Source organism: Pseudoxanthomonas helianthi (genome assembly GCF_017939625.1).
Taxonomy (GTDB): domain Bacteria; phylum Pseudomonadota; class Gammaproteobacteria; order Xanthomonadales; family Xanthomonadaceae; genus Pseudoxanthomonas_A; species Pseudoxanthomonas_A helianthi.
Window position 1 is genome coordinate 20690 of the sequence record NZ_JAGKTC010000002.1, and the last position, 25975, is coordinate 46664.

At 66.7% G+C, this 25975-nt stretch carries 25 protein-coding genes; 15 read left to right on the forward strand and 10 right to left on the reverse strand.

The window, feature by feature from the left end; genetic code table 11:
• Positions 1–22: 22 nt before the first annotated feature.
• Together J5837_RS07780 and J5837_RS07785 are read right to left on the reverse strand one after the other, a co-directional pair.
• Positions 23–1315, reverse strand: a complete 1293-nt coding sequence (locus J5837_RS07780; RefSeq protein WP_210536214.1) for an MFS transporter — start codon at positions 1313–1315, stop codon at positions 23–25.
• Positions 1296–2243 (reverse strand): 5-dehydro-4-deoxyglucarate dehydratase, encoded by a 948-nt coding sequence (locus J5837_RS07785; RefSeq protein WP_210536215.1) that lies wholly within the window; start codon positions 2241–2243, stop codon positions 1296–1298. The genes J5837_RS07780 and J5837_RS07785 overlap by 20 nt, the downstream gene beginning before the upstream one ends.
• Before the next feature lie 170 nt (positions 2244–2413).
• Between J5837_RS07785 and J5837_RS07790 the strand changes: the two genes are divergently transcribed.
• The 5 genes from J5837_RS07790 to J5837_RS07810 are packed head-to-tail and all read left to right on the forward strand — an operon-like array spanning position 2414 to position 7049.
• Positions 2414–3229, forward strand: coding sequence for an IclR family transcriptional regulator (locus tag J5837_RS07790; RefSeq protein ID WP_210536216.1), 816 nt, complete (start codon positions 2414–2416; stop codon positions 3227–3229).
• Positions 3226–4362, forward strand: coding sequence for a DUF4861 family protein (locus J5837_RS07795; RefSeq protein ID WP_210536217.1), 1137 nt, complete (start codon positions 3226–3228; stop codon positions 4360–4362). Before J5837_RS07790 ends, J5837_RS07795 begins: the two co-directional genes overlap by 4 nt.
• Positions 4355–5191 (forward strand): NAD-dependent epimerase/dehydratase family protein, encoded by an 837-nt coding sequence (locus tag J5837_RS07800; RefSeq protein WP_210536218.1) that lies wholly within the window; start codon positions 4355–4357, stop codon positions 5189–5191. The genes J5837_RS07795 and J5837_RS07800 overlap by 8 nt, the downstream gene beginning before the upstream one ends.
• A gap of 10 nt (positions 5192–5201) precedes the next feature.
• On the forward strand, positions 5202–6710 hold the full coding sequence (locus tag J5837_RS07805; protein WP_210536219.1) for an aldehyde dehydrogenase (NADP(+)): 1509 nt from the start codon (positions 5202–5204) through the stop codon (positions 6708–6710).
• Between the two features lie 60 nt (positions 6711–6770).
• Positions 6771–7049 carry a peptidase gene (locus J5837_RS07810; protein ID WP_210536220.1) on the forward strand — a complete coding sequence of 93 codons (279 nt, stop codon included), beginning with the start codon at positions 6771–6773 and terminating at the stop codon, positions 7047–7049.
• A 3-nt stretch (positions 7050–7052) separates the two neighbouring features.
• On the opposite strand, the gene J5837_RS07815 is transcribed toward J5837_RS07810, so the two are convergent.
• Positions 7053–9053, reverse strand: coding sequence for a bifunctional DedA family/phosphatase PAP2 family protein (locus tag J5837_RS07815; protein ID WP_210536221.1), 2001 nt, complete (start codon positions 9051–9053; stop codon positions 7053–7055).
• Positions 9054–9140: 87 nt separating this feature from the next.
• Here J5837_RS07815 and J5837_RS07820 point away from each other — a divergent pair, with 87 nt between their 5' ends.
• Both J5837_RS07820 and J5837_RS07825 read left to right on the forward strand, forming a co-directional pair.
• A complete protein-coding gene (locus J5837_RS07820) occupies positions 9141–9803 on the forward strand; it encodes a phosphotransferase (RefSeq protein WP_210536222.1) in 663 nt (220 codons plus the stop codon).
• Between the two features lie 159 nt (positions 9804–9962).
• The gene (locus J5837_RS07825) at positions 9963–10778 is read left to right on the forward strand and encodes an SDR family oxidoreductase (protein ID WP_210536223.1); all 816 of its coding nucleotides are present in this window, start codon (positions 9963–9965) and stop codon (positions 10776–10778) included.
• A 12-nt stretch (positions 10779–10790) separates the two neighbouring features.
• Here the strand turns inward: J5837_RS07825 and J5837_RS07830 are convergent, their stop codons facing one another.
• The gene (locus J5837_RS07830; protein ID WP_210536224.1) at positions 10791–12032 is read right to left on the reverse strand and encodes a GGDEF domain-containing protein; all 1242 of its coding nucleotides are present in this window, start codon (positions 12030–12032) and stop codon (positions 10791–10793) included.
• Positions 12033–12259: 227 nt separating this feature from the next.
• Here J5837_RS07830 and J5837_RS07835 point away from each other — a divergent pair, with 227 nt between their 5' ends.
• The 5 genes from J5837_RS07835 to J5837_RS07855 all read left to right on the forward strand — a co-directional run bounded on the left by J5837_RS07835 (position 12260) and on the right by J5837_RS07855 (position 16011).
• Complete coding sequence (locus tag J5837_RS07835) at positions 12260–12682, forward strand: VOC family protein (protein ID WP_210536225.1); 423 nt, start codon at positions 12260–12262, stop codon at positions 12680–12682.
• An 86-nt stretch (positions 12683–12768) separates the two neighbouring features.
• Positions 12769–13167 carry a DUF350 domain-containing protein gene (locus tag J5837_RS07840; protein WP_210536226.1) on the forward strand — a complete coding sequence of 133 codons (399 nt, stop codon included), beginning with the start codon at positions 12769–12771 and terminating at the stop codon, positions 13165–13167.
• Position 13168: 1 nt separating this feature from the next.
• The gene (locus J5837_RS07845; RefSeq protein ID WP_210536227.1) at positions 13169–13630 is read left to right on the forward strand and encodes a hypothetical protein; all 462 of its coding nucleotides are present in this window, start codon (positions 13169–13171) and stop codon (positions 13628–13630) included.
• On the forward strand, positions 13630–14727 hold the full coding sequence (locus J5837_RS07850; RefSeq protein WP_210536228.1) for a glutathionylspermidine synthase family protein: 1098 nt from the start codon (positions 13630–13632) through the stop codon (positions 14725–14727). The genes J5837_RS07845 and J5837_RS07850 overlap by 1 nt, the downstream gene beginning before the upstream one ends.
• Positions 14728–14790: 63 nt before the next feature.
• Positions 14791–16011, forward strand: a complete 1221-nt coding sequence (locus J5837_RS07855; protein WP_210536229.1) for an acetylornithine transaminase — start codon at positions 14791–14793, stop codon at positions 16009–16011.
• 49 nt (positions 16012–16060) lie between these two features.
• Here J5837_RS07855 and J5837_RS07860 read toward each other — a convergent pair whose 3' ends face one another.
• From J5837_RS07860 to hemL, 4 genes are all read right to left on the reverse strand, one after another.
• Positions 16061–16423, reverse strand: a complete 363-nt coding sequence (locus tag J5837_RS07860) for a hypothetical protein (RefSeq protein WP_210536230.1) — start codon at positions 16421–16423, stop codon at positions 16061–16063.
• A gap of 29 nt (positions 16424–16452) precedes the next feature.
• Complete coding sequence (locus tag J5837_RS07865; protein WP_210536231.1) at positions 16453–16773, reverse strand: DUF2277 domain-containing protein; 321 nt, start codon at positions 16771–16773, stop codon at positions 16453–16455.
• 107 nt (positions 16774–16880) lie between these two features.
• The gene (locus tag J5837_RS07870; protein WP_210536232.1) at positions 16881–17594 is read right to left on the reverse strand and encodes a hypothetical protein; all 714 of its coding nucleotides are present in this window, start codon (positions 17592–17594) and stop codon (positions 16881–16883) included.
• 151 nt (positions 17595–17745) lie between these two features.
• Positions 17746–19035, reverse strand: coding sequence for a glutamate-1-semialdehyde 2,1-aminomutase (gene hemL / locus J5837_RS07875; RefSeq protein WP_210536979.1), 1290 nt, complete (start codon positions 19033–19035; stop codon positions 17746–17748).
• 316 nt (positions 19036–19351) lie between these two features.
• On the opposite strand from hemL, the gene J5837_RS07880 reads away from it, so the two are divergent.
• Together J5837_RS07880 and J5837_RS07885 are read left to right on the forward strand one after the other, a co-directional pair.
• Complete coding sequence (locus tag J5837_RS07880) at positions 19352–22537, forward strand: TonB-dependent receptor (protein ID WP_210536233.1); 3186 nt, start codon at positions 19352–19354, stop codon at positions 22535–22537.
• Between the two features lie 98 nt (positions 22538–22635).
• Positions 22636–23892, forward strand: coding sequence for a dipeptidase (locus J5837_RS07885; protein ID WP_210536234.1), 1257 nt, complete (start codon positions 22636–22638; stop codon positions 23890–23892).
• Between the two features lie 92 nt (positions 23893–23984).
• On the opposite strand, the gene thiE is transcribed toward J5837_RS07885, so the two are convergent.
• On the reverse strand, positions 23985–24659 hold the full coding sequence (gene thiE / locus J5837_RS07890; RefSeq protein WP_210536235.1) for a thiamine phosphate synthase: 675 nt from the start codon (positions 24657–24659) through the stop codon (positions 23985–23987).
• A gap of 19 nt (positions 24660–24678) precedes the next feature.
• Here thiE and J5837_RS07895 point away from each other — a divergent pair, with 19 nt between their 5' ends.
• Entirely contained in the window at positions 24679–24867 is a 189-nt protein-coding gene (locus J5837_RS07895; RefSeq protein WP_210536236.1) for a rubredoxin, read from the forward strand.
• A gap of 237 nt (positions 24868–25104) precedes the next feature.
• Here the strand turns inward: J5837_RS07895 and J5837_RS07900 are convergent, their stop codons facing one another.
• Positions 25105–25950, reverse strand: coding sequence for a SirB1 family protein (locus tag J5837_RS07900; RefSeq protein WP_210536237.1), 846 nt, complete (start codon positions 25948–25950; stop codon positions 25105–25107).
• Positions 25951–25975 lie beyond the last annotated feature (25 nt).

Here is a 25975-nt window from a genome sequence, read left to right on the forward strand (position 1 = left end):
AGGGCGCAGATTCCGCGAGCGGTCAATCCAGCTTCGCCGGCTGCATCCGCGGCACCAGCAAGTGGATCAACAGCAGCGCGAACAGATAGGCCATGCCCGCGATCAGGAAGATCGGGATATAGCTGCCGGTTTGCTGCAGGATCGCGCTGGCGACCTTCGCGATCAGCATGCCGCCGATCGCGCCGAACATTCCGCCCAGGCCGACCACCGAACTGACCACGCGGCCCGGGAACAGGTCGGAAGGCAGCGTCAGCAGGTTCGCCGACCAGCCCTGGTGCGCCGCCGCGGCCAACGAAATCAGCGCGACCGCCGTCCATACGTCGTGCACGCGCGGCGCGAGCACCACCGGCAACACCGCCAGCGCGCAGATCAGCATGGCGATCTTGCGTGCTGCGTTGGGACTGCGCCCGCGCTTCATCAGGCGCGAAGAAAGCCAGCCGCCGCCCACGCTGCCGACGTCGGCCGACAGGTACACCACGACCAGCGGAATCGCGAAGCTCTTCAGGTCGAGGTGGAAGCCGCGGCTGAAGAAATCGGGCAACCAGAACAGGTACAGCCACCAGATCGGATCGGTCAGGAATTTGCCGACCGCATAGGCCCAAGTCTGGCGATGGCGCAGCAGGCCCAGCCATGGCGTCTTGCTGCCGGCTTCGATCGGCGAACTGCGGATATGCGCCAGCTCTGCCGCGGACAGCTGCGCGGTTTCTTCCGGGCGCCGGTAGATCGCCAGCCACGCGGCCAGCCAGAACAGGCCCAGTCCGCCGGTGATGACGAACGCCCAGCGCCAGCCCAGGGTCAGTACGATGGCCGGGACGACCAGCGGCGTCAGCATCGCGCCGATGTTGGCGCCCGCGTTGAGGATGCCGACCGCCAGCGCGCGTTCGCGCCGCGGGAACCAGTCGGTGACGGCCTTGATCGCGGCGGGAAAATTGCCGGCTTCGCCCAGGCCCAAAGCGGTTCGCGCGGCGATGAAGCCGCCCACGCTGCCGACCGCGGCATGGGCCATCGCGGCGAGGCTCCAGAAGCCGACCGCGAACGTGTAGCCGCGACGCGTCCCCAGCCAGTCCAGCAGGCGGCCCATCAACAGCAGGCCCACTGCGTAGCTGGCCTGGAAGGCGAACACGATGTTGCCGTAGTCGATCTCGCTCCAGCCGAACTCCGCACCCAGCACCGGCTTCAGGATGCCGATGACCTGGCGGTCGACGTAGTTGATCGTGGTGGCGAACAGCAACAGCGCGCAGATCGTCCAGCGCCGGCCGAAACGCGGCGCGGGCGCGGCGGTGTCCGCACGCGGATCAGGCTGCGCGAGAGACATCGGCTTCCGCGGCAAGCGCGCGACCGGCGGCGACGATGCGTTCGAGTTCCGCCAAGTCCTCGCGCGTCGGCTGCACCAGCGGCGCGCGGACCGGGCCGGCCTCGATGCCGGACATCGTCACCGCGGCCTTGACCAGCGACACCGCATAACCGGGCACGCGGTTGCGCAGCTCGACCAGCGGACGGTAGAACCCGGCCAGCAATCGCTGCGCGGCGTTGCGATCGCCATCGCGCACGGCGCGATAGAACGCGAGGGAAATTTCGGGGGCGAAGCAGAACACCGCGGAAGAATACAGGGGAACCCCGATCGCGGCGTAGGCGAGCTGGGTCATTTCCGCGGTGGGCAGTCCGTTGAAGAACTGGAACGGACGTTGCCGTTCGACTTCGGCGACGGCCAGGATGATGCGCTGCATCGCATCCATGTCGCCGATGCCGTCCTTGAAGCCGACCACGTTGGGCAGGCGCGCCAGCGCGGCGGCCGTTTCCGGAGTGAAGCGCGCATTGTTGCGCTGGTACACGATCAGCGGCAGCGGCGAGGCCGTCGCCACTTCCTCCACGTAATCGGCGATGCCGGCAGGCGGCGCGGTGACCAGGTACGGCGGCAACAGCAGCAGCCCGTCGGCACCGGCGCGCGCGGCGGCTTCGGCATAGCGGCGCGCCAGCGGCAGCGCGCCGCCGGTGCCGGCATACACGGGCACTCGTCCCGCGGTCGCTGCGACCGCGATGCGCACCACCTGTTCGTATTCGTCCAGGTCGAGCGCATGGAACTCGCCGGTGCCGCAGGCGGCGAAGACGCCGCCCGGCCCCTTGCCGACGCCGCGCGAAACATGGGTTTCGAGCGCGGTTTCGTTCAGGCGTCCGTCCGCCGCGAACGGCGTGACCGGAAAGAACAGCACGCCGTCCAAGGGTGCGGTGCGATGAGCGGGCATTGGGCTTCCTTCGAAAGATATGGCGCCGGGTTGCTTGCGTTTGAGCGCACCGGATCGCGTGCAGTCTGTGCCGGTTGTCCGATCCGTGGGTTCGCATACGAAAACTTGAGCCGCCGCTGTGCCAGACTTCAGGCAAAGTAGGCATGAACCCCAGTCGGTGCGGTACGGGCATGGCGATCCATTCCATCGAATCCGAATCCCAGGAAGAACGTCAGGGCGGCAGCGCTTCGGCGCGTACGGTCAAATCGGCCGACCGGACCACCCATTTGCTGGAAGTGCTCGCGCGTTCGCCGTGCCCGCTGTCGTTGACGGAACTGCAGCGCGAGCTGGATTGGCCGAAGTCCAGCCTGTACATGCTGCTGCAGACGCTGGTCGCGCGCGGCTGGCTGCAGGTGGAACCGCGCACCGGCGCCTATGGCGTGGGCGTGCGCGCACTGCTCGCCGGCACCGCTTACCTGGACCATGATCCGGTCGTGCAGGCGGCCAGCCCGGTGATGTCGCGCCTGCGCCTGGAAATCGACGAAACCATCCACCTCGCCCGGCTCGACGGCTGCGACATGGTGTACCTGGCCAGCCGCGAGTCGCAGCATCATCCGCGGATCTTCTCGAGGGTCGGGCGCCGCCTGCCGGTGCACGCGACTTCGCTGGGCAAGGCGCTGCTGGCGGTGCGCACCGTGTACGAAGTCGATGCGATGCTGCCGTTGCGCCTGCCGCAGCTCACCGAGAACACGGTGACCGACCGCAATCGCCTGCACCAGCAACTCGCGCTGTTCCGCGAACGCGGCTACGCGTTCGAACGCGAGGAGAACTCGATCGGCCTATGCTGCTTCGCGGTCGCCTTGCCGTACCGGCGTCCCGCGTTCGAAGCGATCAGCTGCTCGGTGCCGATCGATCGGCTGGATGCGGCGCACGAACGGCGCGTCGTAGGCGCCTTGCTCGACGCCGCGCGCGAAATTACCCAGAACCTGCGGCGGAACGCGGCGTGAAACCGCTGGTTCCGTTGTGCCTGGCCGTGGCCATGGCGGCGGGCGCTTGCGCGAGCGCTTCCGGCACCGGAGCGGCCGCGGCGACGCTCGGCCGTTTCCAACTCGTCAATCCGCTGCAGGTGGCGCGCGTGGAGATCGTGGCGCTGCCGTTGTCTGCGGATGCGCTGCGCGCGACTCGCCTGGAAGCCTTCGATGCGACGGCCGGCAAGCGGTTGCCGATCCAGCAGCGCGCCGCGGACGACGATGCGGGCCGCGCGCTGGTCGAGATCCGGATGGGCGCGGGCGAGCGCCACGAAGTCGTGTTGCGAACGGCCGGCGATGCCGTGCCGCCGGCATCGCGCGCCTTCGGCCGCCACGTGCCGGAACGCATGGACGATTTCGCCTGGGAGAACGACCGGGTCGCCTTCCGCATGTACGGGCCCGCGCTGGCGGCGACCGGCGAAATTTCCAGCGGCATCGATGTGTGGGCCAAGCGCACGCAGGCGCTGGTCATCGATCGCTGGTATGCGGGCGAGGACTACCATACCGATCACGGCGAAGGGCTCGACTTCTACAAGGTCGGCCCGAGCCGCGGCTGCGGTGGCCTGGCCCGTCGCATCGATGGCGTCGATCATGTATCCGGCAATTACGTGCGCTGGCGCCGCCTGGCCAACGGACCGCTGCGCGTGGTGTTCGAACTGGATTACGCGCCATGGGGCGCGAAAGGCAGCGAGGTCGCGGAAACCAAGCGCATCTCGCTGGATGCCGGTTCCGACTTCTCGCTGATCCGTTCGCGCTTCGGCGGCGATGCCGTGGGCGTGCCGGTGCCCGGGATCAATGGCGATGGCGAAGCGAGCGCCGATCCGCAGGGGCGCTGGATGGCGCTGTGGGGCAAACCCGATCCCGCGCATGGCAGCATCGGTTGCGCCATCGTGCTCGCGCAGGGCAAGGGTCGCGCGGACCAACGCGGCGGCCAACGCTGGCTGGTGCCGGCCGATGTGCCGGGCAGGGAATTCGCCTACTACGCGGGCGCCGCATGGTCGCAGGGCGCCGACGTCCACGACGCGCAGGCGTGGGAACGCGCGGTGGCCGCGTTCGCGCAACGCATCGCCGCGCCGATCGAAGTGCGAGTGCAGGAGAACGGGCGTGACTGAAGCGGTTTCGCAAAGATTGCTGTTCACCGGCGCGGCCGGCCAGCTGGGCCGCCTGCTGCGGCCGCGGCTCGCACGCACGGGCCGCGAGTTGCGTTTGCTCGACATCGCGCCGATCGATTCGGGCGACGACGGCGCCGTGCGCCTGCAAGGGTCGGTGACCGACATGGCGCTGATGGAACAGGCCTGCGCCGGTGTCGATGCGGTGCTGCATTTCGGCGGACTGAGCGTCGAGAACACCTGGCAACGCGTGCTCGACGCGAACATCAATGGCAGCTACGTCACCCTGGAAGCGGCGCGGCGCCAGGGCGTGCGCCACGTGGTGCTGGCCAGCTCCAACCACGCGATCGGTTATATCCCCACCGATCGGGGTCTGATTCCCGCGGACGCACCGCCACGCCCGGACACCAACTACGGCGTCAGCAAGGCGGCGATGGAAGCCATCGGCAGTCTGTACGCGGACCGTTACGGCATGTCGGTGACCGCGGTGCGGATCGGTTCGTGCCTCGAGCGGCCGCCGAACGCACGCATGCTGCGCACCTGGCTGTCGCCGGCCGACGCGATCCGCCTGCTGGATGCTGCGATCGCCGCGCCGCCGGGATTCCGCGTGGTGTGGGGCGCATCGCGCAACACTCGCGCCTGGGTGTCGCTGGAAGCCGGCGAAGCCATCGGTTATTTCCCGCAGGACGATTCGGAAGTCTTCGCCGAAGCGCTGCTCGGCGGACGCGGCGACCCGCCACCTGACGATCAGATGATGGCGCACGTCGGCGGGCTGTGGTGCGGACCCGACTGGGATACCGCGGTCAGGGAACAAGCCGAATCCGCAACATGAGAAACATCGCATGAGCAGTCAGGGCATGGATCCGCGCAGCGGACGCAGCATCGGCGAGCCCATCGCCGACACCGGCAGCGCCGAGCTGGATCGTCTGGCCGAAGTCGCGTCGGCGGCTTTCCCGCGATGGGCTGCGACGTCGCGCGAGCAGCGCGCACGCGTGCTCGAGGAAGTCGCCGGCGCGCTCGATACGGAAGCGCCCGCGCTCGCGGCGATCGCCGACGCCGAAACCGCGCTCGGCCTGCCGCGATTGCAGGGCGAGATCCAGCGGACCAGTGGGCAACTGCGCCTGTTCGCGCGGGTCATCCGCGAAGGCGGGTACCTCGAAGCCATCCTCGATTCGCCCGATCCCACCGCCGCGCCACCGCGACCCGACTTGCGGCGCATGTTGCGGCCGCTCGGACCGGTGGCGGTATTCGGCGCGAGCAATTTCCCGTTCGCGTTCTCCATCGCCGGCGGCGACACCGTTTCCGCGCTGGCGGCCGGTTGTCCGGTGCTGGCGAAAGCGCATCCCGCGCAGCCGGGCACGGCCAAGGCGACCTTCGACGTGGTCGCCGAGGCCTTGAAGCGGGCCGGTGCACCGGAAGGCGTATTCGCAGTCGTATACGGAACCCCAGCCGGCCTGGATCTGGTGCGACATCCTGCGATCAAGGCGGTGGGCTTCACCGGTTCCACGCGCGGCGGTCGTCATCTTTTCGATCTGGCGCAAGCACGCCCCGAACCGATTCCGTTCTACGGCGAACTCGGCAGCCTGAACCCGGTCGTCGTGCTACCCGGTGCAGCTGCAACGCGCGCAACCGCGATCGCGCAGGGTTATGCGGCGTCTCTGACCCTCGGTGTGGGACAGTTCTGCACCAATCCGGGTTTGCTGTTCGCACCGCAAGCCTTGCTGCCTGCGCTGGGCGAAGCCATTGCCGCGACCCGGGGCGGCCCGATGCTCACCGCCGGCATGCGCGATGCGTACGAGTCCGGCATGGGCGAGATGACCCGCCATGCCGAACGGCTTGGCCAGGGGCAGGCGGATGCGACGCACAATGAAGTCGCGCCGCATCTGTTCCATGTCGACGTGCATCGATTCCTGCAATCGCCGCAGCATTACCTCGACGAGCACTTTGGTCCGGCCGGCCTGGTCGTAACCTACGACGACATCGCAGAGCTGATGGCGGCCGTCGAACTGATGCCAGGTGCATTGACCGCAAGCGTGCACGCGGAGTCGGAAGACGCCGCGCTCGCCGCGCCGCTGCTGTCGGCATTGGCGGCGCGCGCCGGACGCTTGGTCTACAACGCATGGCCGACCGGGGTCGCGGTCAGCTGGTCGATGCAGCACGGCGGCCCGTGGCCGGCGACGACCAATCCCTTGCACACTTCGGTCGGTGCGACCGCCATCCGCCGCTGGCTGGCGCCGGTCTGCTACCAGGACTGGCCGGAAGCGCTGCTGCCGTTGGAACTGCACGCCGACAATCCGATGCGGATTCCACGCCGTGTCGATGGACGCCTCCAGCCCGGATCGCAAGCCTGAGCGGGTGAAACCGCGAAGCGCTACGCTTCGGCGCGTCAGTTCAATCTCCGGAGAAAGACGATGAAGCCGTGCGCCGTTCCGATCCTCATCGCCATCGGCCTCACTGCCTGCACCGCCCGCGAACCTCCGGCCGAGGCGGCGGCTCCCGCCCCGCCACCGGCCGCGACGCCGGCGATGCCGGGTTCCGACCGCGATGCGCACGGCTGCATCGGTTCGGCCGGTTACAGCTGGTGCGAAAGCACCGGCAAGTGCGAACGGCCGTGGGAATTGGCGAAGGAGAAGAATTTCGACAATAGCGCCGAGGCTTTCGCCGGCTATTGCAGAAACCCGGCGAAGTAAGCGCTAGTCGCGCAGGGGCGGCACGGTCGCCAGCCGCAACACCGGCAGTTTCGAATCCGGATGCACGCCGCTGCGCTGCGGCAGGCCGGCGGTGGCTTCGCCGACCGCCTGCAACGCGGCTTCGGTCTCGCGGATCGGCCGCCACAGGCCGACCAGGTCGAACGCGCGCTGATGGCGCAAGGTCTGCGCGCTGCCGATCCACAATGCGCTGCCGTCCTCCAGTCGCGCCGGCGCCGGCCACAGCCGCAACACGTGCAGTTCGTCCGGATGCGCGCCGGGGCGCAGCATCAGCAGGCTTTCCGCGCGCGTGTCCAGGGTCGCCGGCAATACGGGCTGGTCGGCGTCGGCGCGTTTCGGGTCGAGCAGGGTCAGCGCTTCCACCCAGCCGGCCTGCGCCTGCGAGCGCCAGCCGGCCGCTTCCAGTTGCGCGCGCAACGGCGCCAGCGGTCCGGCGACCTGCACATCCAGCGGCCAGCGCTGTTCGTCGTCGAATTCGTTGCGCCGCGCGGGCAATGTCTGCCAGCCGGTGTTCCACCAGTCGGCAAAGGACAGCAACGTCGGCAAAGGCGCGTATTCGAAACGCGCCAGTGTCGGCGCGATGTGGCGCGGCGCGTACCACAGCGCCGCCACGGCGAACGCGCCGTAGAAGATCGCCGCCAGCGGCTTCATCCAGAACGAACGATTGACCCGGCGACGATAGGCGACGCCCAGCACCAGCAGCCAGACCGTGCCCAGCAGGCTGCCGCCGACCACGTCGCTGAGCCAGTGCGCACCGAGGTACAGGCGGGCGAAGCCGATCAGCGCGACCACCACGCCGGCGACGAGGTACGGCCAGATCCGGCGCCGGCCCGGCAACTCGCGCGCGATCAGCACCGCGAAGAAGCCGAATTGCACCGTCGCCATGGTCACCGCCACCGACGGGAAGCCGAAGCCGCTGCCCACCGCCGGCGGTTTCGGAATGTCGATCACCGCGCCCAGCCAAGCGGTCAGCGCCAGGCCGAACACCAGCGCCGCCAGCCAGTGCGCCGCCGCCATCCAGCGCTTGCGCCACGCCAGGTAGGCCAGGGTCAGCGCCGCCGCCGGCACCAATACCGGCCAGTCGCCGAGCGAGGCCAGTGCGGCCAGCGGCGCGTCGGCCAGCGGATTGCGCAGACCCTGCATCAGCTGGTGCAGGGCCAGGTCCACGCCGAGCGGCTCGCCGCTGCCGACCACCCAGCCGAGGAAGGCAAAGGCGACCCAGCCCACCGCCAGCAGCAGCACGGCCAGCAGGGCCAACGGCACCGACTCGCGCCGCCGCGGGTCGAACACCGCTTCGGTATAGCGTCCCAGCACCGGATGCGCATGCGACCAGTGCAGTGCGCGCGCCAGCAGCGCGTCGGCATGCGTGGCGAACCAGCGATAGCCGTACAGCACGCCGAACCACGATGCGGCTAGCACCAGCGCCAGCAATCCCAGCACGATGGCCAATTGCCCGGCGACCGCAGCCACCGCATCGTAAGCTTGGCCAAGGATCCAGCCGGGCGCGAGGAACAGCGCCGCCCAGCTGACCGCGGCGAAGGCGCTGGCCGGCGCGTAGCGCTGCAACGGCATCTTCAGCATGCCCGCGACCGCCGGCACGAACGGACGGATCGGCCCGACGAAACGGGCGATGAAGATGCTGCGCGCGCCGTTGCGGCGGAACATCGTCTCGCCGCGCTCCAGCAACTGCGGGTAACGCGCGAACGGCCACACGCCGCGCAGCCGGTCGCCCCAGCGGCGCCCGACCCAGAACCCGATCGCATCGCCGAGGAAAGCACCCAGCGCCGCGCAAGCCAGGGCATAGGGCCCGGAAATCTCGCCCATGCCGATCAGGATGCCGACCGGCAGCAACAGCGGTAGCGCGGGCACCACCGCACCGACCACGATCAGCGCGTCGCAGAACGCGACCGCGAAGATCGCCGCGCCCGCCGCCACCGGATGCGTGCCGATCCAGGCCAGCAGGCTGTCGAACCAGGAAGGATTCATTGGCGCCGATTATAGGTGGAGCCGCTCGGGCGAATGCCGCTCCCATGGCCTTGCGAACCATTCAGGACCGTTCCCTAGAATTTCCGCATGGACGAAATCCCCCCGCTCGAGCTCAAGGCGCTGAAAGCGGATAGCTTCGGCCGCGTATTGCTGATGCGCGGGAAAAATGGCGTATTCGTCCGCCGCGACCTGAGCGTGACGCCACCATGGCTGCGCCTGCCGGCCTGGAGGCTGGCCCGCCGCGAAGCGCGCGCCCTGCAGCGCCTGGCCGGCCAGCCGGCCACGCCGCAGCTGCTGGCATGGAACGGCAAGCAACTCGATCGCAGCTACATGGCCGGTGCGGCGATGTACCTGCGCCCGCCGCGCGGCGACCTGGCCTATTTCCGCGCCGCGCGCCGGTTGCTGCAACAGATCCATCGTCGTGGTCTGGCCCACAACGACCTGGCCAAGGAAGCCAACTGGCTGGTGCTGGAAGACGGCAGCCCGGCAGTGATCGATTTCCAGCTGGCGACGCTCGGCCATCCGCGTTCGCGCTGGATGCGTCTGCTCGCGCGCGAGGACCTGCGCCATCTGCTCAAGCACAAACGCATGTATTGCCGCGAACGCCTGACCCCGGTGGAACTGCGCCTGCTCAAGCGCCACTCATGGCTGCGCGACCTGTGGTTCCGCACCGGCAAGCCGGTGTACCGCTTCGTCACCCGCAAATTGTTGAAGTGGGAAGACAACGAAGGGCAAGGCCCGAAACCGTGACATCACCGTCATAATGGCTGCGCTCTTCGCCCCCTTTGTAAAGGGGCGGGCGTTCGCGCAGCGAACGACGGGGATTTGCTTTTGACGCGAAGAGCAAATCCCCTCATTCCCCTTTTCCAAAAAGGGGAGATCAACGACATCGAAATGGATTGCCAACGCATGAATACCCTCAACGGCAAAACCTTGTTCATCACCGGCGCCTCGCGCGGTATCGGCCTGGCCATCGCCCTGCGCGCGGCGCGCGACGGCGCCAATGTCGCCATCGCGGCGAAATCCAGCGTGCCCAATCCGAAGCTGCCCGGCACCATCCACACCGCTGCCGAAGCGGTGAACGCAGCCGGCGGCCAGGGCCTCGCGCTGAAGTGCGATATCCGCGAGGAGGACGAAGTGAGGGCCGCGGTCGCCGCCACCGTCGACACGTTCGGCGGCATCGACATCCTGGTCAACAACGCCAGCGCGATCTGGCTGCGCGGCACCCTGGACACGCCGATGAAGCGCTTCGACCTGATGCAGCAGGTCAACGCGCGCGGCAGCTTCCTGTGCGCGCAGGCCTGCCTGCCGCACCTGCTGCAGGCACCGAACCCGCACATCCTGACCCTGTGCCCGCCGCCGTCGCTGGAACCGAAATGGTGGGGCCCGCACACTGGCTATACGCTGGCGAAGATGGGCATGAGCTTCGTCACCCTGGGCCTGGCCGCCGAATTCGGTCCGCAGGGCATCGCGGTCAATGCTTTGTGGCCGCGCACGCTGATCTCCACCGACGCGTTGAACATGATTCCGGGCGTGTCCATGGCGAACGGCCGTTCGCCGGAGATCATGGCCGACGCCGCGCACGCGATCCTCGTCCGCGAAGCGGAGACGTGCACCGGCCATTTCTTCATCGACGACGAAGTGCTGGCCGAAGCCGGGGTCACCGACCTGTCCCGCTATGCCGTCGATCCTTCGCAACCGTTGCTTCCCGACCTGTTCCTCTGACGGGAACCGCGCTCAACCGTCGATGACGACGCGGTTGCGTCCCGCGCGCTTGCCGGCGTACAGCCTGCGGTCCGCGATCTGCAGCAGAACGCCGGGCTGGGTTCCATCCTCGGGCAACGTGGCGACGCCGATGGATACGCTCAGCGCCAGGTCGGGCACGCCCTGCCAGGCGCCCACCTTGTGGCGCAGGTCCTCCGCGATGCGCGCAGCGGTCGCGGGACTGGCGCCGGGCAGGACCACGACGAACTCCTCGCCGCCATAACGGCACACCCAGTCGGTCGCGCGCAGCGCCTTGCTCATCGTTTCCGCCAGCCCGACCAGGATCCGGTCGCCGACCACGTGGCCATGGCTGTCGTTGATCCGCTTGAAATGGTCCATGTCCACGAACAGGACCGCCAGCGCCTGCTGTCCGGCGACGGCCGCTTCGATCGTCGGCGCGAAGAAGGCGTTGAAATAGGCCCGGTTGTAGACCCCGGTCAGGCCGTCGCGCATCGCCGCGGCTTCCGCGCGTTCGTATTTCTGCCGGTAGCTGAGCACCGAAAACGCATCGCGCATGTCGCGCGGCTCCGCATGCCCCGCGAGGGTCGGCTCGCGTTCGAAATGGTGCAGGTACAGCGCGCTGCACATCGCGTACCACAGCCCGGCGACCGCCTTCGACACGACCGAGGTCGTCAGCAGCACCGCGAAATCTGCGTGGCCGTGGAAGGCGAACGATGCGTATGCCAGGCTGTCCAGCGTCAGCACCAGCACCAGGGTGCCGCCCATCGGCGCGAACAGGCCCGGCAGGCGCTTCGCCATCCACTCGTAGACGACCACCAGCAGGAAGGCGTCGATCACCAGCAGCACCGAACCCACCGCGAGGTTTCGGGCCGTCTGCACGAACGTCTCCGGCGCCATGCCGCTGAAGTTCAGCATGCCGGGCTGTTCGGCCTGCCATGCCAGGGTGACCAGCAGCAGGGAGATCGCGCCGTTGGCCGCGGCCAGGGCATAGATCAGCCGGCGGGTCTCGGTCGCGTCTTCGCGGATGTAGACCATCAGCACCACGAACAGGCTCGCGCTGAACAGCACCGCGGACCCCGGCGGCACCAGGATGCCGTTGCCGACCGGGACCAGCACGCTGCTCGCGACGGTCTGCAGCACCTGCATCGCCCCGAGGAACACGTACAACGGCACCATGCCCAGTGCGGAGCGCAAGCGGAACAGGACCAGGAGCACCCCGGCCACCAGGATGGCCTGGAGCGTCAGTACCAGCATGCAAGCTCCCGATCCGCGCGCGAACCCCGCGAGCGTCCGGCGCGGGACGATGGGGCGAACGGCATGGGCGATGGAACTGCAAGCATCCGAGCTTCCTGCACCGGCTCCCCTCGAAACCGGAGCCGTCCTGGCGGACTCTACGACATTCCCCGGCGTTTTTGTGTCCATCGCCGACCGCGAAATGGTGTGGGATCATGTCGAGTCCCCCTTCCCCCATTGCCCGCAAAATGAAATACCTGCACGCGATGATCCGCGTCCATGACCTGGACGCCACCAGCCGTTTCCTGACCGAAGGCCTGGGCCTGAAGCAAACCCGGCGCATGGACAACGAGGCCGGCAAGTTCACCCTGGTCTATTTCGGCGCACCGCAGAACCCGGAAGCCGAGATCGAGCTGACCTACAACTGGGGCAGCGACGAGGATTACGGCAGCGCCCGCAACTTCGGCCACCTCGCGTTCGAAGTCGACGACATCTACGCGCTGTGCGCGCACCTGCAATCGCTGGGCGTCGTCATCAACCGCCCGCCGCGCGACGGCCGCATGGCCTTCGTGCGCACGCCGGACCTGATCTCCATCGAGCTGCTGCAGAAGGGCGAAGCGCTGCCGCCGCAGGAGCCGTGGGTTTCGATGCCGAATACCGGCGTCTGGTAAACGCGTTTGCGGGGAAGTTGCGTGGTGCGCGGTGCCGCGCCCGTGCTAGCGTATTGGCGGCATCGGATGGCGCCATGGGGAGTGCAATGGATTATCTGCAGGGGTTTTCGGCCTTCGCCACGTACTTCAGCGTGGGCCTGGGTTTCGTTCTTTTGTACGTGGTGCTGTATTTGCATGCGACGCCGCATCGCGAGCTTGCGCTGATCCGCGAAGGCAATGTCGCCGCCGCGATCGCGCTTGCGGGCGCGCTGCTCGGTTTCGCCCTGCCACTGTCCAGCGCCTTGCGCGGGGCGACCAGCGTTTTCGACCTAGTCATATGGGCGGGCATCGCGCTGGTGGCGCAGATGGCCGCCTACGTGTTGGTGAGATTGTTGCTGCGCGGGTTTCCCGCCCGCATCGCCCGCGGCGACCATGCCGCGGCGGTGCTGTCCGCGGTGATCCACGTCAGCGTGGGCCTGGTCAACGCGGCCGCGATGAGTTACTGACATGCCTGCCGACTCGCGCAAGCGGCGGAAGGGCAGGCGGCCGGATTACATCGTTCGCGCCACTGCCAAGGACAAGCGCGGCTGGTGGAGCGAGGTGCCCTGGTGGTGGTTGGGCGTGGCGGCATTCATCGGCTTTCCGATGCTGCGCGATGCCACCAGCGACAAGATGCAGCGCAATCGTTACGCGGACGAGGCCAGTTGCCGCTGCGATTACGGCGACCGTTGCGACCTGGACTGGAACCAGGAGAACGGACCGGGCAAGTGGGTCGGGCCGTGGTACGCCAGCAACGATGCGGACCGCCGTGCGGACGATCCCGGCATGGGTGCATGCCGCACCCACGGCGGGGGTTATCGCAGCGGCTATGTCTACCGCGACGACGGATACCGTGGCCCGGCAAGCGTGGAGCGCGGTTACCGCGGCGGCTTCGGCGGCACCGGCCGCGTGCGCGCCGCCGGTTCCTGATGGAACGCCGCCGTTGCGCCCCGCGTCCCGACTGGCAGGCGCGGCTGGACGAAACCGGCTTCGATTTCCACAGCGTTGGCGGTACCTACTGGGTCGAGGACGCGTACTACGCTTTCGACGAAGCGGAAATCGATCGCATCGAACAGGCCGTGGACGAATTGCACGGCATGTGCCTGCAACTGGTCGACGAGACCGTCGCACGCGGCGATTACCAGGGCTTCGGCCTGTCCGCCACGGCGACCGCACTGGTCGAGCGTTCGTGGCGCGCGCGCGAGCCTGCGGTATACGGGCGCATGGACCTGGCCTACGCCGGCAGCGGCGAAGCCAAGCTGCTCGAATACAACGCGGACACGCCGACCTCGCTGTTCGAAGCATCAGTGGCGCAATGGCACTGGCTCGAGGACACCGGCCTGTTGCCGGACCAGTTCAACTCGATCCACGAGGCCTTGTTGGCGCTGTGGCCGAAGTCGCTCGGCGACGCCAAGCAGGTGCATTTCGCCGGATCGCTCGAGGCGCCGGAGGACCTGCGCACCCTCGATTACCTGCGCGACACCTGCGCGCAAGCCGGTTACGACGCAAGATTGCTCGACATCTCCGACATCGGTTGGTGGGAACTGGGTTTCATCGACCTGGAGAGCATGCCGATCCGCCACGCGTTCAAGCTGTATCCGTGGGAATGGATGATGGCCGAGCCCTTCGCCGCGCACTTGACGCAGGCGCGCACGCGCTGGATCGAGCCGGCATGGAAACAGCTGCTGTCGAACAAGTCGCTGCTGCCGGCCTTGTGGCGGCGTTTCCCCGGGCATCCCAACCTGCTGCAGGCCTCGCACGATCCGCGCGACATCGCCGGGCCGGTGGTGGCCAAGCCGCGTTTCGGCCGCGAAGGCGAGGGCGTGGTGGTGAACGAGCGCGGCATCGATTTCATCGAGGAAGGCATGGTCTACCAGGCCTATGCGCCGCTGTACCGGCAGGAAGGCCGCCATGCCTTGCTCGGCGGTTGGGTGGTCGGCGACAAGGCGGTGGGCCTGGGCATCCGCGAGGACGACTCCGCCATCACCCGCGACACCAGTCGCTTCGTCCCGCACGGTTTCGCTTGACCGCCGCACGGTTGGCGCGGTTTCGGTCAAAATAGGCCGCCGTTTCCCGCGACAGAATCCCCCATGTCCCAGACCTCCGACTTGCTGGCCCTCGGCCGCGACTACTACCTGCCCGTGTACAAACCGCGCGAAACCATCCTCGCGCGTGGCCAGGGCTCGCGCGTGTGGGACCAGGACGGTCGCGAATATATCGACTTCGCCGCCGGTATCGCGGTATGCGGGTTGGGCCATTGCAATCCGGAACTGACCGCCGCGCTGGTCGAGCAGGCCGGCAAGTTGTGGCACACCAGCAACGTGTTCTACAGCGAGCCGCCGCTGTTGCTGGCCAAGGAGCTGGTCGAGGCGTCGAAGTTCGCCACTCGCGTGTTCCTGTGCAACTCGGGCGCCGAGGCCAACGAAGCGGCGATCAAGCTGACGCGCAAATGGGCGGCGTCGAAGGGCCGCGCGGCGGACAGGCGGGTCATCGTCACCTTCAAGGGCAGCTTCCACGGCCGCACGATGGGCGCGGTCACCGCGACCGCGCAGCCGAAGTACCAAGAAGGCTACGAGCCGCTGCCGGGCGGTTTCCGCTACGTCGATTTCAACGACCTGGCGCAACTGGAAAACGCGATGGCGTCGGGCGACGTCGCTTCGGTGATGCTGGAGCCGGTGCAGGGCGAGGGCGGGGTGACGCCGGCCGCACCGGGTTTCCTGCAGGGCGTGCGCGCGCTGTGCGATCGGCACGACGCCTTGCTGATCCTCGACGAGATCCAGGCCGGCATGGGCCGCACCGGCACGCTGTTCGCGCATTGGCAGGACGAAGTGACGCCGGACATCGTCACCCTGGCGAAGGCGCTGGGCGGCGGTTTTCCGATCGGTGCGATGCTGGCCGGGCCGAAGGTCGCGGAGATCATGGGCTACGGCGCGCACGGCACCACTTTCGGCGGCAACCCGCTGGCCGCGGCGGTCGCGCGCGTGGCATTGAAGACGTTGGCATCCGACGGCATCGCCGCCAACGTGAGGAAGCAGGAGCAGGCGTTGCGCGACGGCATCGCCGCGATCAACGCGGAACTGGATCTGTTTTCCGAAGTGCGCGGCCGCGGCCTGATGCTCGGCGCGGTGTTGAAGCCGGCGTATGCGGGCCGCGCCGGCGAAGTGCTCGACCACGCCGCCGCGAATGGCTTGTTGTTGTTGCAGGCCGGGCCGGATGTGCTGCGTTTCGTGCCGGCGTTGAACATCGGCGACGGCGACGTGGCCGAGGGATTGAAGCGGTTGCGTACGGCGCTTGCGAAGCTGGTCGCCTAGTTTCGATACACGGGCCTGGCAGCGAAGCGGCTTCGGCTCGAAGCAAGTGTCAGGGCACGAAGCTGAACTCGTAAGACGTGTAGAAGGATTGCCCGTCGCCGGCGGGCAGCGTGGCCTTGACCAGTTCCTTTTGAACGCATTGCGCGAGGGCGGTGTCGCCCTGGAGCCAGGCTTGGTCGGCTGCGCCGGTCCCGTCGACGTGGACTACCACCGTGAAGGGCTTGATCGGCGATTCCGCCCGGCTTCCGCATGCCGCAAACGCGCCGCCCAAAGCGTCTCCCTGGGCCTTTACCAGGACATTTTTCGCTGACGGGCTGAGGGATGCCTCGTGGGCATCGGCGAGCGCCTTCGCCTGTTCGTACGACAAGGACGCCGTGGCCAGCTGGAGTGCGAGGAACAGAAGTACGGTCACGATAGTCTCCCGTCGGGCTCGCGTCGGAATCAGGCCGGCTCGCGAAGCGGTTTCGGCTTGGGGCGATCGCCGGGTGGGCTGGCCCGGCCGAAACGTTTGGCCGAAAGGGCTGCGGCCTTCCTGCGTTCCGTTTCGCGATCCCTGGGCGGGCTGAACGTGGTCAGCGAATTGATCAGCGTCGTGGCCGCGTCGGTCACCTGCTGGACGGCCAGGTTGAACGCCGCCTCATTGGCCTTGGACGGTGCGTTGAAACCGCTCAGCTTGCGCACGAACTGCAATGCCGATGCGCGGATCTCGTCGCCGGTCGCCGGCGGATCGAAGTTGTACAGCGTTCGGATATTCCTGCACATGTCGCCTCCGGTGCGTGGGGCGGGTCACGACCCGCCATCCCGCATTCGACGAGAACGCGGCGGGCAGGTCAAGACCCGCCTGCCGGTCCAGCACATCGTTGGAGCGATCAGGTGAACAAACTGATGAGCCACGCCAGTACGAACCAGACCGGGCCCGCAACGGTGACGGGATGGATGCGTCTCAGCGTTTTCCAGTCGTAACGCGCCAGCGACAGGAAGAAACCGATCCAGACGCCGTAAAAGAACGCGAGGAACGCCGGATCGGCGTTCAATCCGGCGAAGTCCATGCGCATGCCGGCCATGCGCGCGGCGAACGCGGGAAACAGCGGTTCCGTCCACGATGCGATCAGCGGATCGTAAGCGCGTGCCAGCACGGGACCGAGCATGAAGAAGGTACCTGTGAAGATCAGCCGCTTGTGCCAATCCGGTTGTCCGCGCCGCAACCATGCGGACCACAGGCACAGCGCATAGCTCGGCAGGAACAGGCGATTCGCGCGAACCTCGCCCGACATGTTGGCCCAGCCCTTCCACAGGACGACGAACAGGTACAGGGTGCTGAGGGTGACGCCGATGGCCACGATGAAGGTGGCGATGCCGAGCTTCCTGTGCAGGCGCAGATTGCGCACCCGGACCAGGTTCGCCTGCGTCGCCAGCAAGACGTACCAGGCCAGCCCGAACAGGCCGTGGACGACGAATTTCGGATCGCCGTTGCTGGGTTGGCCGATATCCGTGAACAGGTTGTCGGAGAACGCCACGATGCTCAGGAACAGCAGCAGCACGCTGACGACGGAAAAGTACGTACCCCACGCCCTGTTGGCCATTACGCTCCCCCCGGGAGTGCGCGGCTTTTCAATAGGTACGGAGTATTGGCGTCCGACCGGACGGCTCCTGGTAGGGCGGGTCATGACCCGCCTGAGCAAGCGCAAGGTGCCGGAGGCGGGTCATGACCCGCCCTACCAGGAGCTGCGGAGGTCAGCCCCTGGCGATCTTGAAAGCCTCGCGCGCAGCTTCGACGGTCGCGTCGACGATCGCATCGTCGTGCGTGCTGGAAACAAAGCCGGCCTCGTACGCACTCGGCGCAAGGAACACGCCGCGCTCCAGCATCGCGTGGAAGAAACGGTTGAACGCCGGGATGTCGCAGGCAGTGGCCTGCGCATAGGTTTCCACCTTTTCCGAAGTGAAGAACAGCCCGAACATCGCGCCGACCTGGTTGGTCGTCACCGCCACGCCGGCTTCGCGCGCGGCGGCCTCGAGGCCTGCGCAGAGTTTCGCCGTCGTCGCGGTCAAACGATCGTGGAAACCGGGCTCCAGGATCAGCTTCAGCATCGCCAGGCCCGCCGCCATCGCCACCGGATTGCCGCTGAGCGTGCCAGCCTGGTAGATCGGGCCGCTGGGCGCGATCTGCTGCATCAACTCGCGCCGGCCGCCGTAGGCGCCGACGGGCATACCGCCGCCGATGATCTTGCCGAAGGTGCTGAGGTCGGGCGTCACGCCGTACAACGCCTGCGCGCCGCCGAGCGCGACGCGGAAGCCGGTCATCACCTCGTCGAAGATCAGCAGCGCGCCGTGCCGCGTGCATAGCTCGCGCAGGTGCTGCAGGTAGCCTTCGCGCGGCGGGATGCAGTTGGCGTTGCCGACCACCGGCTCGATGATCACCGCCGCGATTTCGCCGCCGATTTCGTCGAACAGCTTGGTCGCGCCTTCGAAATCGTTGTAGCTCAGCGTCGCGGTCAGCTCGCTCAGGCCTGCCGGCACGCCGGGTGAAGTCGGTACGCCGAGCGTGAGCATGCCGCTGCCGGCCTTCACCAGGAACGAATCGCCGTGGCCGTGGTAGCAGCCTTCGAACTTGACGATGCGGCTGCGCCCGGTCGCGCCTCGAGCCAGGCGGATCGCCGACAGCGTGGCTTCGGTGCCCGAGTTGACCATGCGCACCATCTCGCACGACGGCACCAGTTTGATGATCTCCTCGGCCATCGCCACTTCGGCCGGGCACGGCGCGCCGAACGACAAACCGTCCTGGATCGCCGCCTGCACCGCCTCGCGCACCGCAGGGTGGTTGTGGCCGACGATCATCGGACCCCATGAGCCGACGTAGTCGATGTAGCGATTGCCGTCGACGTCATACAGGTACGGGCCATCGGCGCGCTGCACGAAGAACGGCTCGCCGCCGACCGACTTGAACGCGCGCACCGGCGAGTTGACGCCACCCGGCAGCAGTTGCTGGGCGCGGGCGAACAGGCTGTGGGAGCGGGCGTGGTTCAAGGGCATTGGCGGTTCCGAGAGATGGGCAAGCCATCCATTTTCGCCGCTGGCCTGTGCGGATGTCATTGGGGCTCGTCTTCCGGCGCGGCACCTGTCGGCCCCGTGGGAGGGGCGGAGGGAAGGGGTTTGACAGGGTTGTGCAATGCAGCATAAGGTCGGGTTGCTGCCCCGGTTATTAACTTCTGGTTATTTCGAGCCGCCCAGCACTCATTTGCGGCTCGCGCACAGGAAAACACAAGCTCGGAAGCTTGGCGGTCGGGAATGACGGCAGCCCAACGCTTTATCTCCACCACCCCCACGATCGAGAGAGAGCTACATGAAAAAGCGAAACGACAGATTGTTGCGTACCAGCGCCCTGGCCACGGCCTTGTACCTGGCGGTTGCCGCCGGTGTGCACGCGCAGTCCACGACCGGCAGCATTTCCGGCTCGGTGGCCGACGCTGCCGGAAAGACCGTCCTGATCGAAAACGACAGCGGCTTCCGCCGCGAGGTCGCCGTGGACGCCAATGGCCGGTACGCGGTCGGCAACCTGCCGCTGGGCACCTACAAGGTGACGGTGAAACAGGGCGAAGCGGCCGTGGCGACCCGGGAAAACATCGGCATCATCGTCGGCAAAAGCACCGATGTGTCGTTCGGCGGCGGCGAAGCCACCACCCTCGGCGTGGTCAGCGTGACCGGCGCCCGCGTCACTCCCATCGACGTCAGCACGGTGGACACCCGCACGGTGGTCACTGCGCAGCAGTTGCAGCAGTTGCCCCTGGCGCGCAACGCCGAAGCCATCGCCTTGCTGGCGCCGGGCGTGGTCAACAACAGCGGCGGTTTCGACAACGGCCCGCTGGGTGGCTCGCTGCCGAGCTTCGGCGGCTCCGCCGCGTCGGAAAACGCCTACTACCTCAACGGCTTCAACACCACCAATACGCAGAACAACCTGGGCGGCCTGACCCTGCCATACGGCGCGATCGACCAGCAGGAAATCTTCACCGGCGGCTACGGCGCGCAGTACGGCCGCAGCAACGGCGGCGTGATCAACCAGGTCGGCAAGCGCGGCAGCAACGATTGGCACTTCGGTGCCGCGGTGATCTGGGAGCCGGATAGCTTGAAGGCCAAGCAACACGACCTGTACTGGCGTCCGGACAGCCTGGCTACCACGATCAACACCAATCCCTACCGCTACGCTCGGGGTGCCAACGGCCTGTACCAACCGCTAAGCGAGACCGAATCCAGTACCACGACCTACAGTGCCTACGTGGGTGGCCCGATCCTGCCAGATCGGCTGTTCTTCTTCCTGGCGGCCGAACAGGCTGATTCGGATGGCGTACGCATCGTTCCCAATCGCGATGCCGATGCCGGGGAACTGAATCACGGCATAGGCAACGGCTATACGGACTATGAGTACAAACAGCAGCGTTGGTACGCCAAGCTCGATTGGTACATTACCGACGACCATCTGCTCGAATTCACCGGTGCCAGCGACGAGTACGAAACCAGCGGCAAAATCTATAGCTACGATTACGTCAGTCGGGCGCGCGGGGCTTACAGCATCGACGAAAACGTGAACAAAGCCGGCCCGACCCTGTATTCGGCCAAGTACACCGGCTATTTCGGCGATAACGTCACCCTGTCCGCGTTGTACGGCCGGATGACCGCGCCGGACAAGGTGGATTACTTCAACTATGACCCGGCCAACGGTCCGTTTATCGACGGTACTGGCGCGCAGAATCCGCTCTATAACGGAGGTACGCCGATCCAGGGCAAGCAGCCGAAAAGCCTTTCCCTGCTGACCTCGCCGGATCGCGAATACGAGAAGGAAAACCTGCGCTTGAACCTAGAATGGCGTCTTGGTGACCACAAGCTCAGCTTCGGCATCGACAATCAGGACCTCAAAGCGACCGATATCGGCACAGCCTCCTCCGGGCCCGGTTATTCGTGGACCTACGGCTGGACCGATGACCCGTTCGGCACGAAGCCTAATGCTAACGGCGAGATCAGCCACGCGGCGAACGAGGCAGGCGGCACCGGTGTGCCCAGCCCCGGCCTGGTGGATCCGACCTATGGTTCCAGCGGCTATTACGTCACCAAGGACACCGTCAATGGCCTGAATTCCTACGACGCGGAGCAGAAGGCCTACTACATCGAGGACGCGTGGCAGGTCACCGACAACTTCCTGCTCAACCTTGGTCTGCGCAGGGACGAATTCACCAACTACGTGCCGATCAGCCACGAGCCCTACATCGAGGTAAAGGCATGGTCGCCGCGCATCGGTTTCAGTTGGGACGTGAATGGCGATTCCAGTTTCAAGGTGTTCGGCAACCTGGGCCGCTACTACCTCGGCTTGCCGCTGTCGGCAGTGGGTCTGTTCACGGCTTCGACCAACAAGAACGAGTACTTCACCTACAAGGGCATCAACCCCGACGGCACGCCGATCATCTCGCAGTCGCTGGGGCCGGCGGTATCGGCCAATTCGCGCTTTGGCCGCGCCGCCGATCCGCGTGCCGCGGTGGTGAAGGACATCAAGGGCGAGAACCAGGATGAAATCATCCTGGGCTTCAGCAAGGAGCTGCAAAACGGCTGGGTGCTGGGCGTGCGCGGCACGCACCGCCGCCTGAACGACGCTATCGACGATCAGAACTTCGACCAGGAAAACCTGGGTCTGGTCAACTCCGCCGCCGAGCAGGGCGTGGATATCGACTGGGAGCGCACCGCCGGCGCGGAACTGGTCAACCCGGGCCGAACCAATGTCTGGAACGTCTACGACACCGCCGGCAACTTGCGGCAGGTGACGGTGACCCGTGAAGCGGCTGGCTTCCCGGAGCTCAAACGCAACTATTCGGCGGTGGAATTCAACCTGGAGCGTCCGTTCGACGGCAAGTGGTACACCAAATTCAACTATGTCTGGTCGCACAGCTATGGCACTACCGAAGGCCAGCTGCGCTCCGATCTGTGGCGCACCGGTGGCGGGTTGGGTAGCTACCAAGGCCAGGCGTCGGTGTCTACCACGCAGAGCTGGGATCACGCCGCATTGATGGAGAGCTTCAACGGCGATCAGTCCAACGACCACCGCCACCAGCTCAAGCTGTACGGTTACTACCAGTTGACCAGCGAGTTCGGTATTTCTGGCAACCTGAGTATGATTTCAGGCGCGCCGAAGAACTGCCTAGGGCGCTATGCTGGCCCCAATTACAGTGACAGCGACCCGGCCGGTTACCACAGTTCGGTGACCGGCGCTCCGTATCACTTCTGCAAGGGCCAGCCGTCGCCTCCGGGTTCGCAGGGCCGCACCGGATGGATCAACCAGATCGACTTGGGCCTGACTTACAAGCCGGGCTTCGCGAAGGGCCTGGCCGTCAGCCTCAACGTGTTCAACATCACCAACGAGGATGCCGTCACCAACTACTACCCGTTCTCCGAGTTCCGCGATGGCACGACGCATCCGTTGTACGGCCAGCCGGTCGCCTACCAGACCCCGCGTTACGCACGCCTGACCGTCAGCTACGACTTCTGATCGACGGCATGCGAAGAGGCGCCGGATATCGGCGCCTCTTTGTTTTCCGGATTACACCGGCGTGCCAGAATGCCGGAGCATTCCCATCGGAGAGAGCGATGAATAAGGTGGTCTTCGGCTTCGGCCTGCTGCTGTCCTGCGTTGCGTCCGCCCACGCCGGCACCGGCCCGGCGGTGATTTCGGAAAAGGCCAAGGCCATCCAGGCCAAGGCGATCAACTTGGATACCCATCTCGACACGCCGGCGTTGTTCGGCCGTCCTGGCTGGAAGATCACCGACCGGCACACGTACTCCGGAGACGGTTCGCAGATCGATTATCCGCGCATGGTCGAAGGTGGCCTCGACGGCGGCTTCTGGGTGGTGTTCACCGGTCAGGAAGGCCGCGACGCGGCCGGCAACCTGAAGGCGCGCGATGCGGGGCTGAAGCGCCTGTCCGAAATCCGCGAGATGGTCGCAGCCAATGGCGACAAGTTCGAACTGGCCACCACCGCGGACGACGCGGCGCGGATCAAGGCCGCAGGCAAGCGCATCGTCTACATCAGCATGGAGAACGCCTATCCGGTGGAACAGGATCCCAGCCTGCTGAGTTTCTACTACAAGCAGGGCCTGCGCATGATTTCGCTGGCGCACACCAGCCACAACGATTTCGCCGATTCGGCCGGCATGGGCGTGGCGCCGAAGGGCGAGCACGGCGGCCTCAGCGAGAAGGGCAAGGCGCTGATCGCGGAAGCGAACAAGCTTGGCATCATCATCGACCAGTCGCATTCGTCGAACGAAGTGTTCGACCAGATGCTGGAGCTGAGCACGGCGCCGATCATCCTCTCGCACAGCGGCGCCTACGATGTGTTCGCGCATTCTCGCAACATCGACGACAAGCGGATCAGGGCGCTGGCGAAGAAAGGCGGGGTGATCCAGGTCAATTCGCTGGGCGGCTACCTGATCGATACCGGCGCGACGCCGGAATACCGCGCCGAGCAGCGCAAGATCTACGAGGCCTTCGGTGGCCGCCGCGGCATGAGCGAGGCGGATCGCAAGCAGGCGATGGAACAGATCGCGGCGCTGGACAAGAAGTACAACATCAAGAAGGCCGACTTCGACGACTACATGCGCCATTTGCTGCACATCATCAAGGTCGCCGGCTGGGAACACGTCGGCCTCGGCGCGGATTGGGACGGTGGCGGCGGCGTGCAGGGCTACGAGGACATCGCTGCGCTGCCGAAGGTCGTGCAGGCATTGCTGGACGCCGGCTACGATGAAAAGCAGATCGACGGAATCCTGGGCGGCAATACCGTACGCCTGATCCGCGAGGTGCAGGCGAAGGCCGACCCGGCGGCGGTCAAGGCTGCGCTGGAGTGAGAGCAGCGTCTTCCCGGCGCTAAAAGATGCCTGACGTGGGAGCGACGTAAGTCGCGGATGCTTTTCCTTTCAACTGCAAGAGCATTCGCGACTTACGTCGCTCCCACATGGAAAGATTCTCGATACGCGTGGATTGCGGCGAGCGGATCGGCGGCGTCGAACACGCCGCCTATCACCGCGATCAGGTCGGCACCTGCTTCGACCAGCGACTGCGTGTTGTCCGGGGTGATGCCGCCGATGGCGGCGAGCGGCACGCCGAGCGGCTTCGCATCGCGCAGCAGCTGCGGTGTCGCGCGGCGCGTGGTGACCTTGGTGGTGGTCGGGAAGAACGCACCGAAGGCGACATAGCTGGCGCCGGCGGCGACCGCGCGCTCGGCGCGTTCGATTTCGTCGTAGCACGACGCGCCGATGATCGCTTCCGCTCCCAGCGCGGCCCGCGCCGCGGCGATGCCGCCGTCGTCTTCGCCCAGGTGCGCGCCTGCCGCACCGACATGGCGGGCCAGCATGATGTCGTCGTTGATCACCAGCGGCACGCCGGCCTGCGCGCAAAGCGCCTGCAGGGCCGTGGCCTGTTCCAGCTTCAGCACCGCGCTGGCCGCCTTGTTGCGGTATTGCAGCAGGGCGACGCCGGCGCCGAGCAGCGGCGAAACCCGTGCCAGCAAGCGCGCGGTGTCGGGTTCGTCGGGCGTGATCAGGTAGAGGCCCCGTGGAACCGGGCCATGCAAGGCTTTCGGCGTGGCGGCCGGGGTGGGACAATGCGCTTCCATTTCCCCGCATTATCCCCCGATGAGCGACGCCGACGACACCGTATACCGCAGCTGGATGTGCGTGGTATGCGGCTTCATCTACAACGAGGCCGACGGCTTGCCGGAAGAGGGCATTGCCCCGGGCACGCGCTGGGAGGACATCCCGGACACCTGGACCTGCCCGGATTGCGGGGTGACCAAGGACGATTTCGAGATGGTGGAAGTGTAGGAGCGCCCCGGCGCGCGACCGGGTTACCCCTCGTTTTGTAGAGCCGAGCATGCTCGGCTGCTCTCGCTTTTCGTTTTTGTAGGTGCCGGGCTTGTCCCAGCACGCTTTTTGATCTTCGCAACGAAATGTGAAAAGCCAGCCGGGACAAGTCCGGCGGCTACAAGAGCAAAAGCAGCCGAGCATGCTCGGCTCTACAAAGCCGAAGCATTGCGGCTGTAGCCGCTCCCACCAAGCGGATCAGTGCATCCGCGACTTGCCGGCGCTGAGTTCCACCAACCGCTCGCGCATCGCGTCGGCGTCGGGCGCTTCCGGGGCGACATGCAGGTAGCGGGTCAGATCGTGGCGTGCGCCGTGGGCGTAATCCATCTTCAGGTAGGCCAGGCCGCGGTCGCGCAGCGCTTCGGCCTGGTCGGGCACCAGTTTCAGCACGCGGTCGGCGCAGCGCGCGGCGCGGTCCCATTCGTCGCGTTCGGCGTAGACGCCGTGCAGGTTGCGCAGCACGCGGATCAGGATGGCGCGGTGCGTGGCCGGGTCGAGGATCTGCAGCAGGGTGCTGTCGTCGGGCGCGTCGCCGCCGAGGTGCGGCTTGGCGCGTTCGCGCAGTTCGTCGGCGCCCAGCGGGCGGCCACCGTTGAACGGATCCATCACCAGGATGCCGTCGTCGACCGGCAGGCGCACCAGGAAATGGCCGGGGAACGACACGCCGTCCAGCGGCACGCCGAGCCGGCGCGCGACTTCCATCTGCACCATCGCCAGCGAGATCGGGTTGCCCAGGCGGCGCTCGAACACCTCGTTGAGATAGCTGTTGCGCGGATCGTAATACTCGTCGTGGTTGCCGCTGTAGCCCAGTTCGTCGAACAGGTGGCGATTAATCGCCGCCATCTTCAGCGGCCACGCATCGATCGCGTCGATTTCCGGGCGCAGGTGCTCGGCGTGGCTCTGCAGCACGGTGTCGTACAGGTCGGCGTCGAGGTCGGGGTATTCGTCGCGCGCGATCAGCAGCGCGGTTTCCAGCAGCGGCACGGTCTCGTCCGCTTGCGCAGCCAATGCGTTCCAGTCCGGCAGTGTCAGTCTGGTCCCCATGGCCGCACTTTGCGGCCATTCGCCC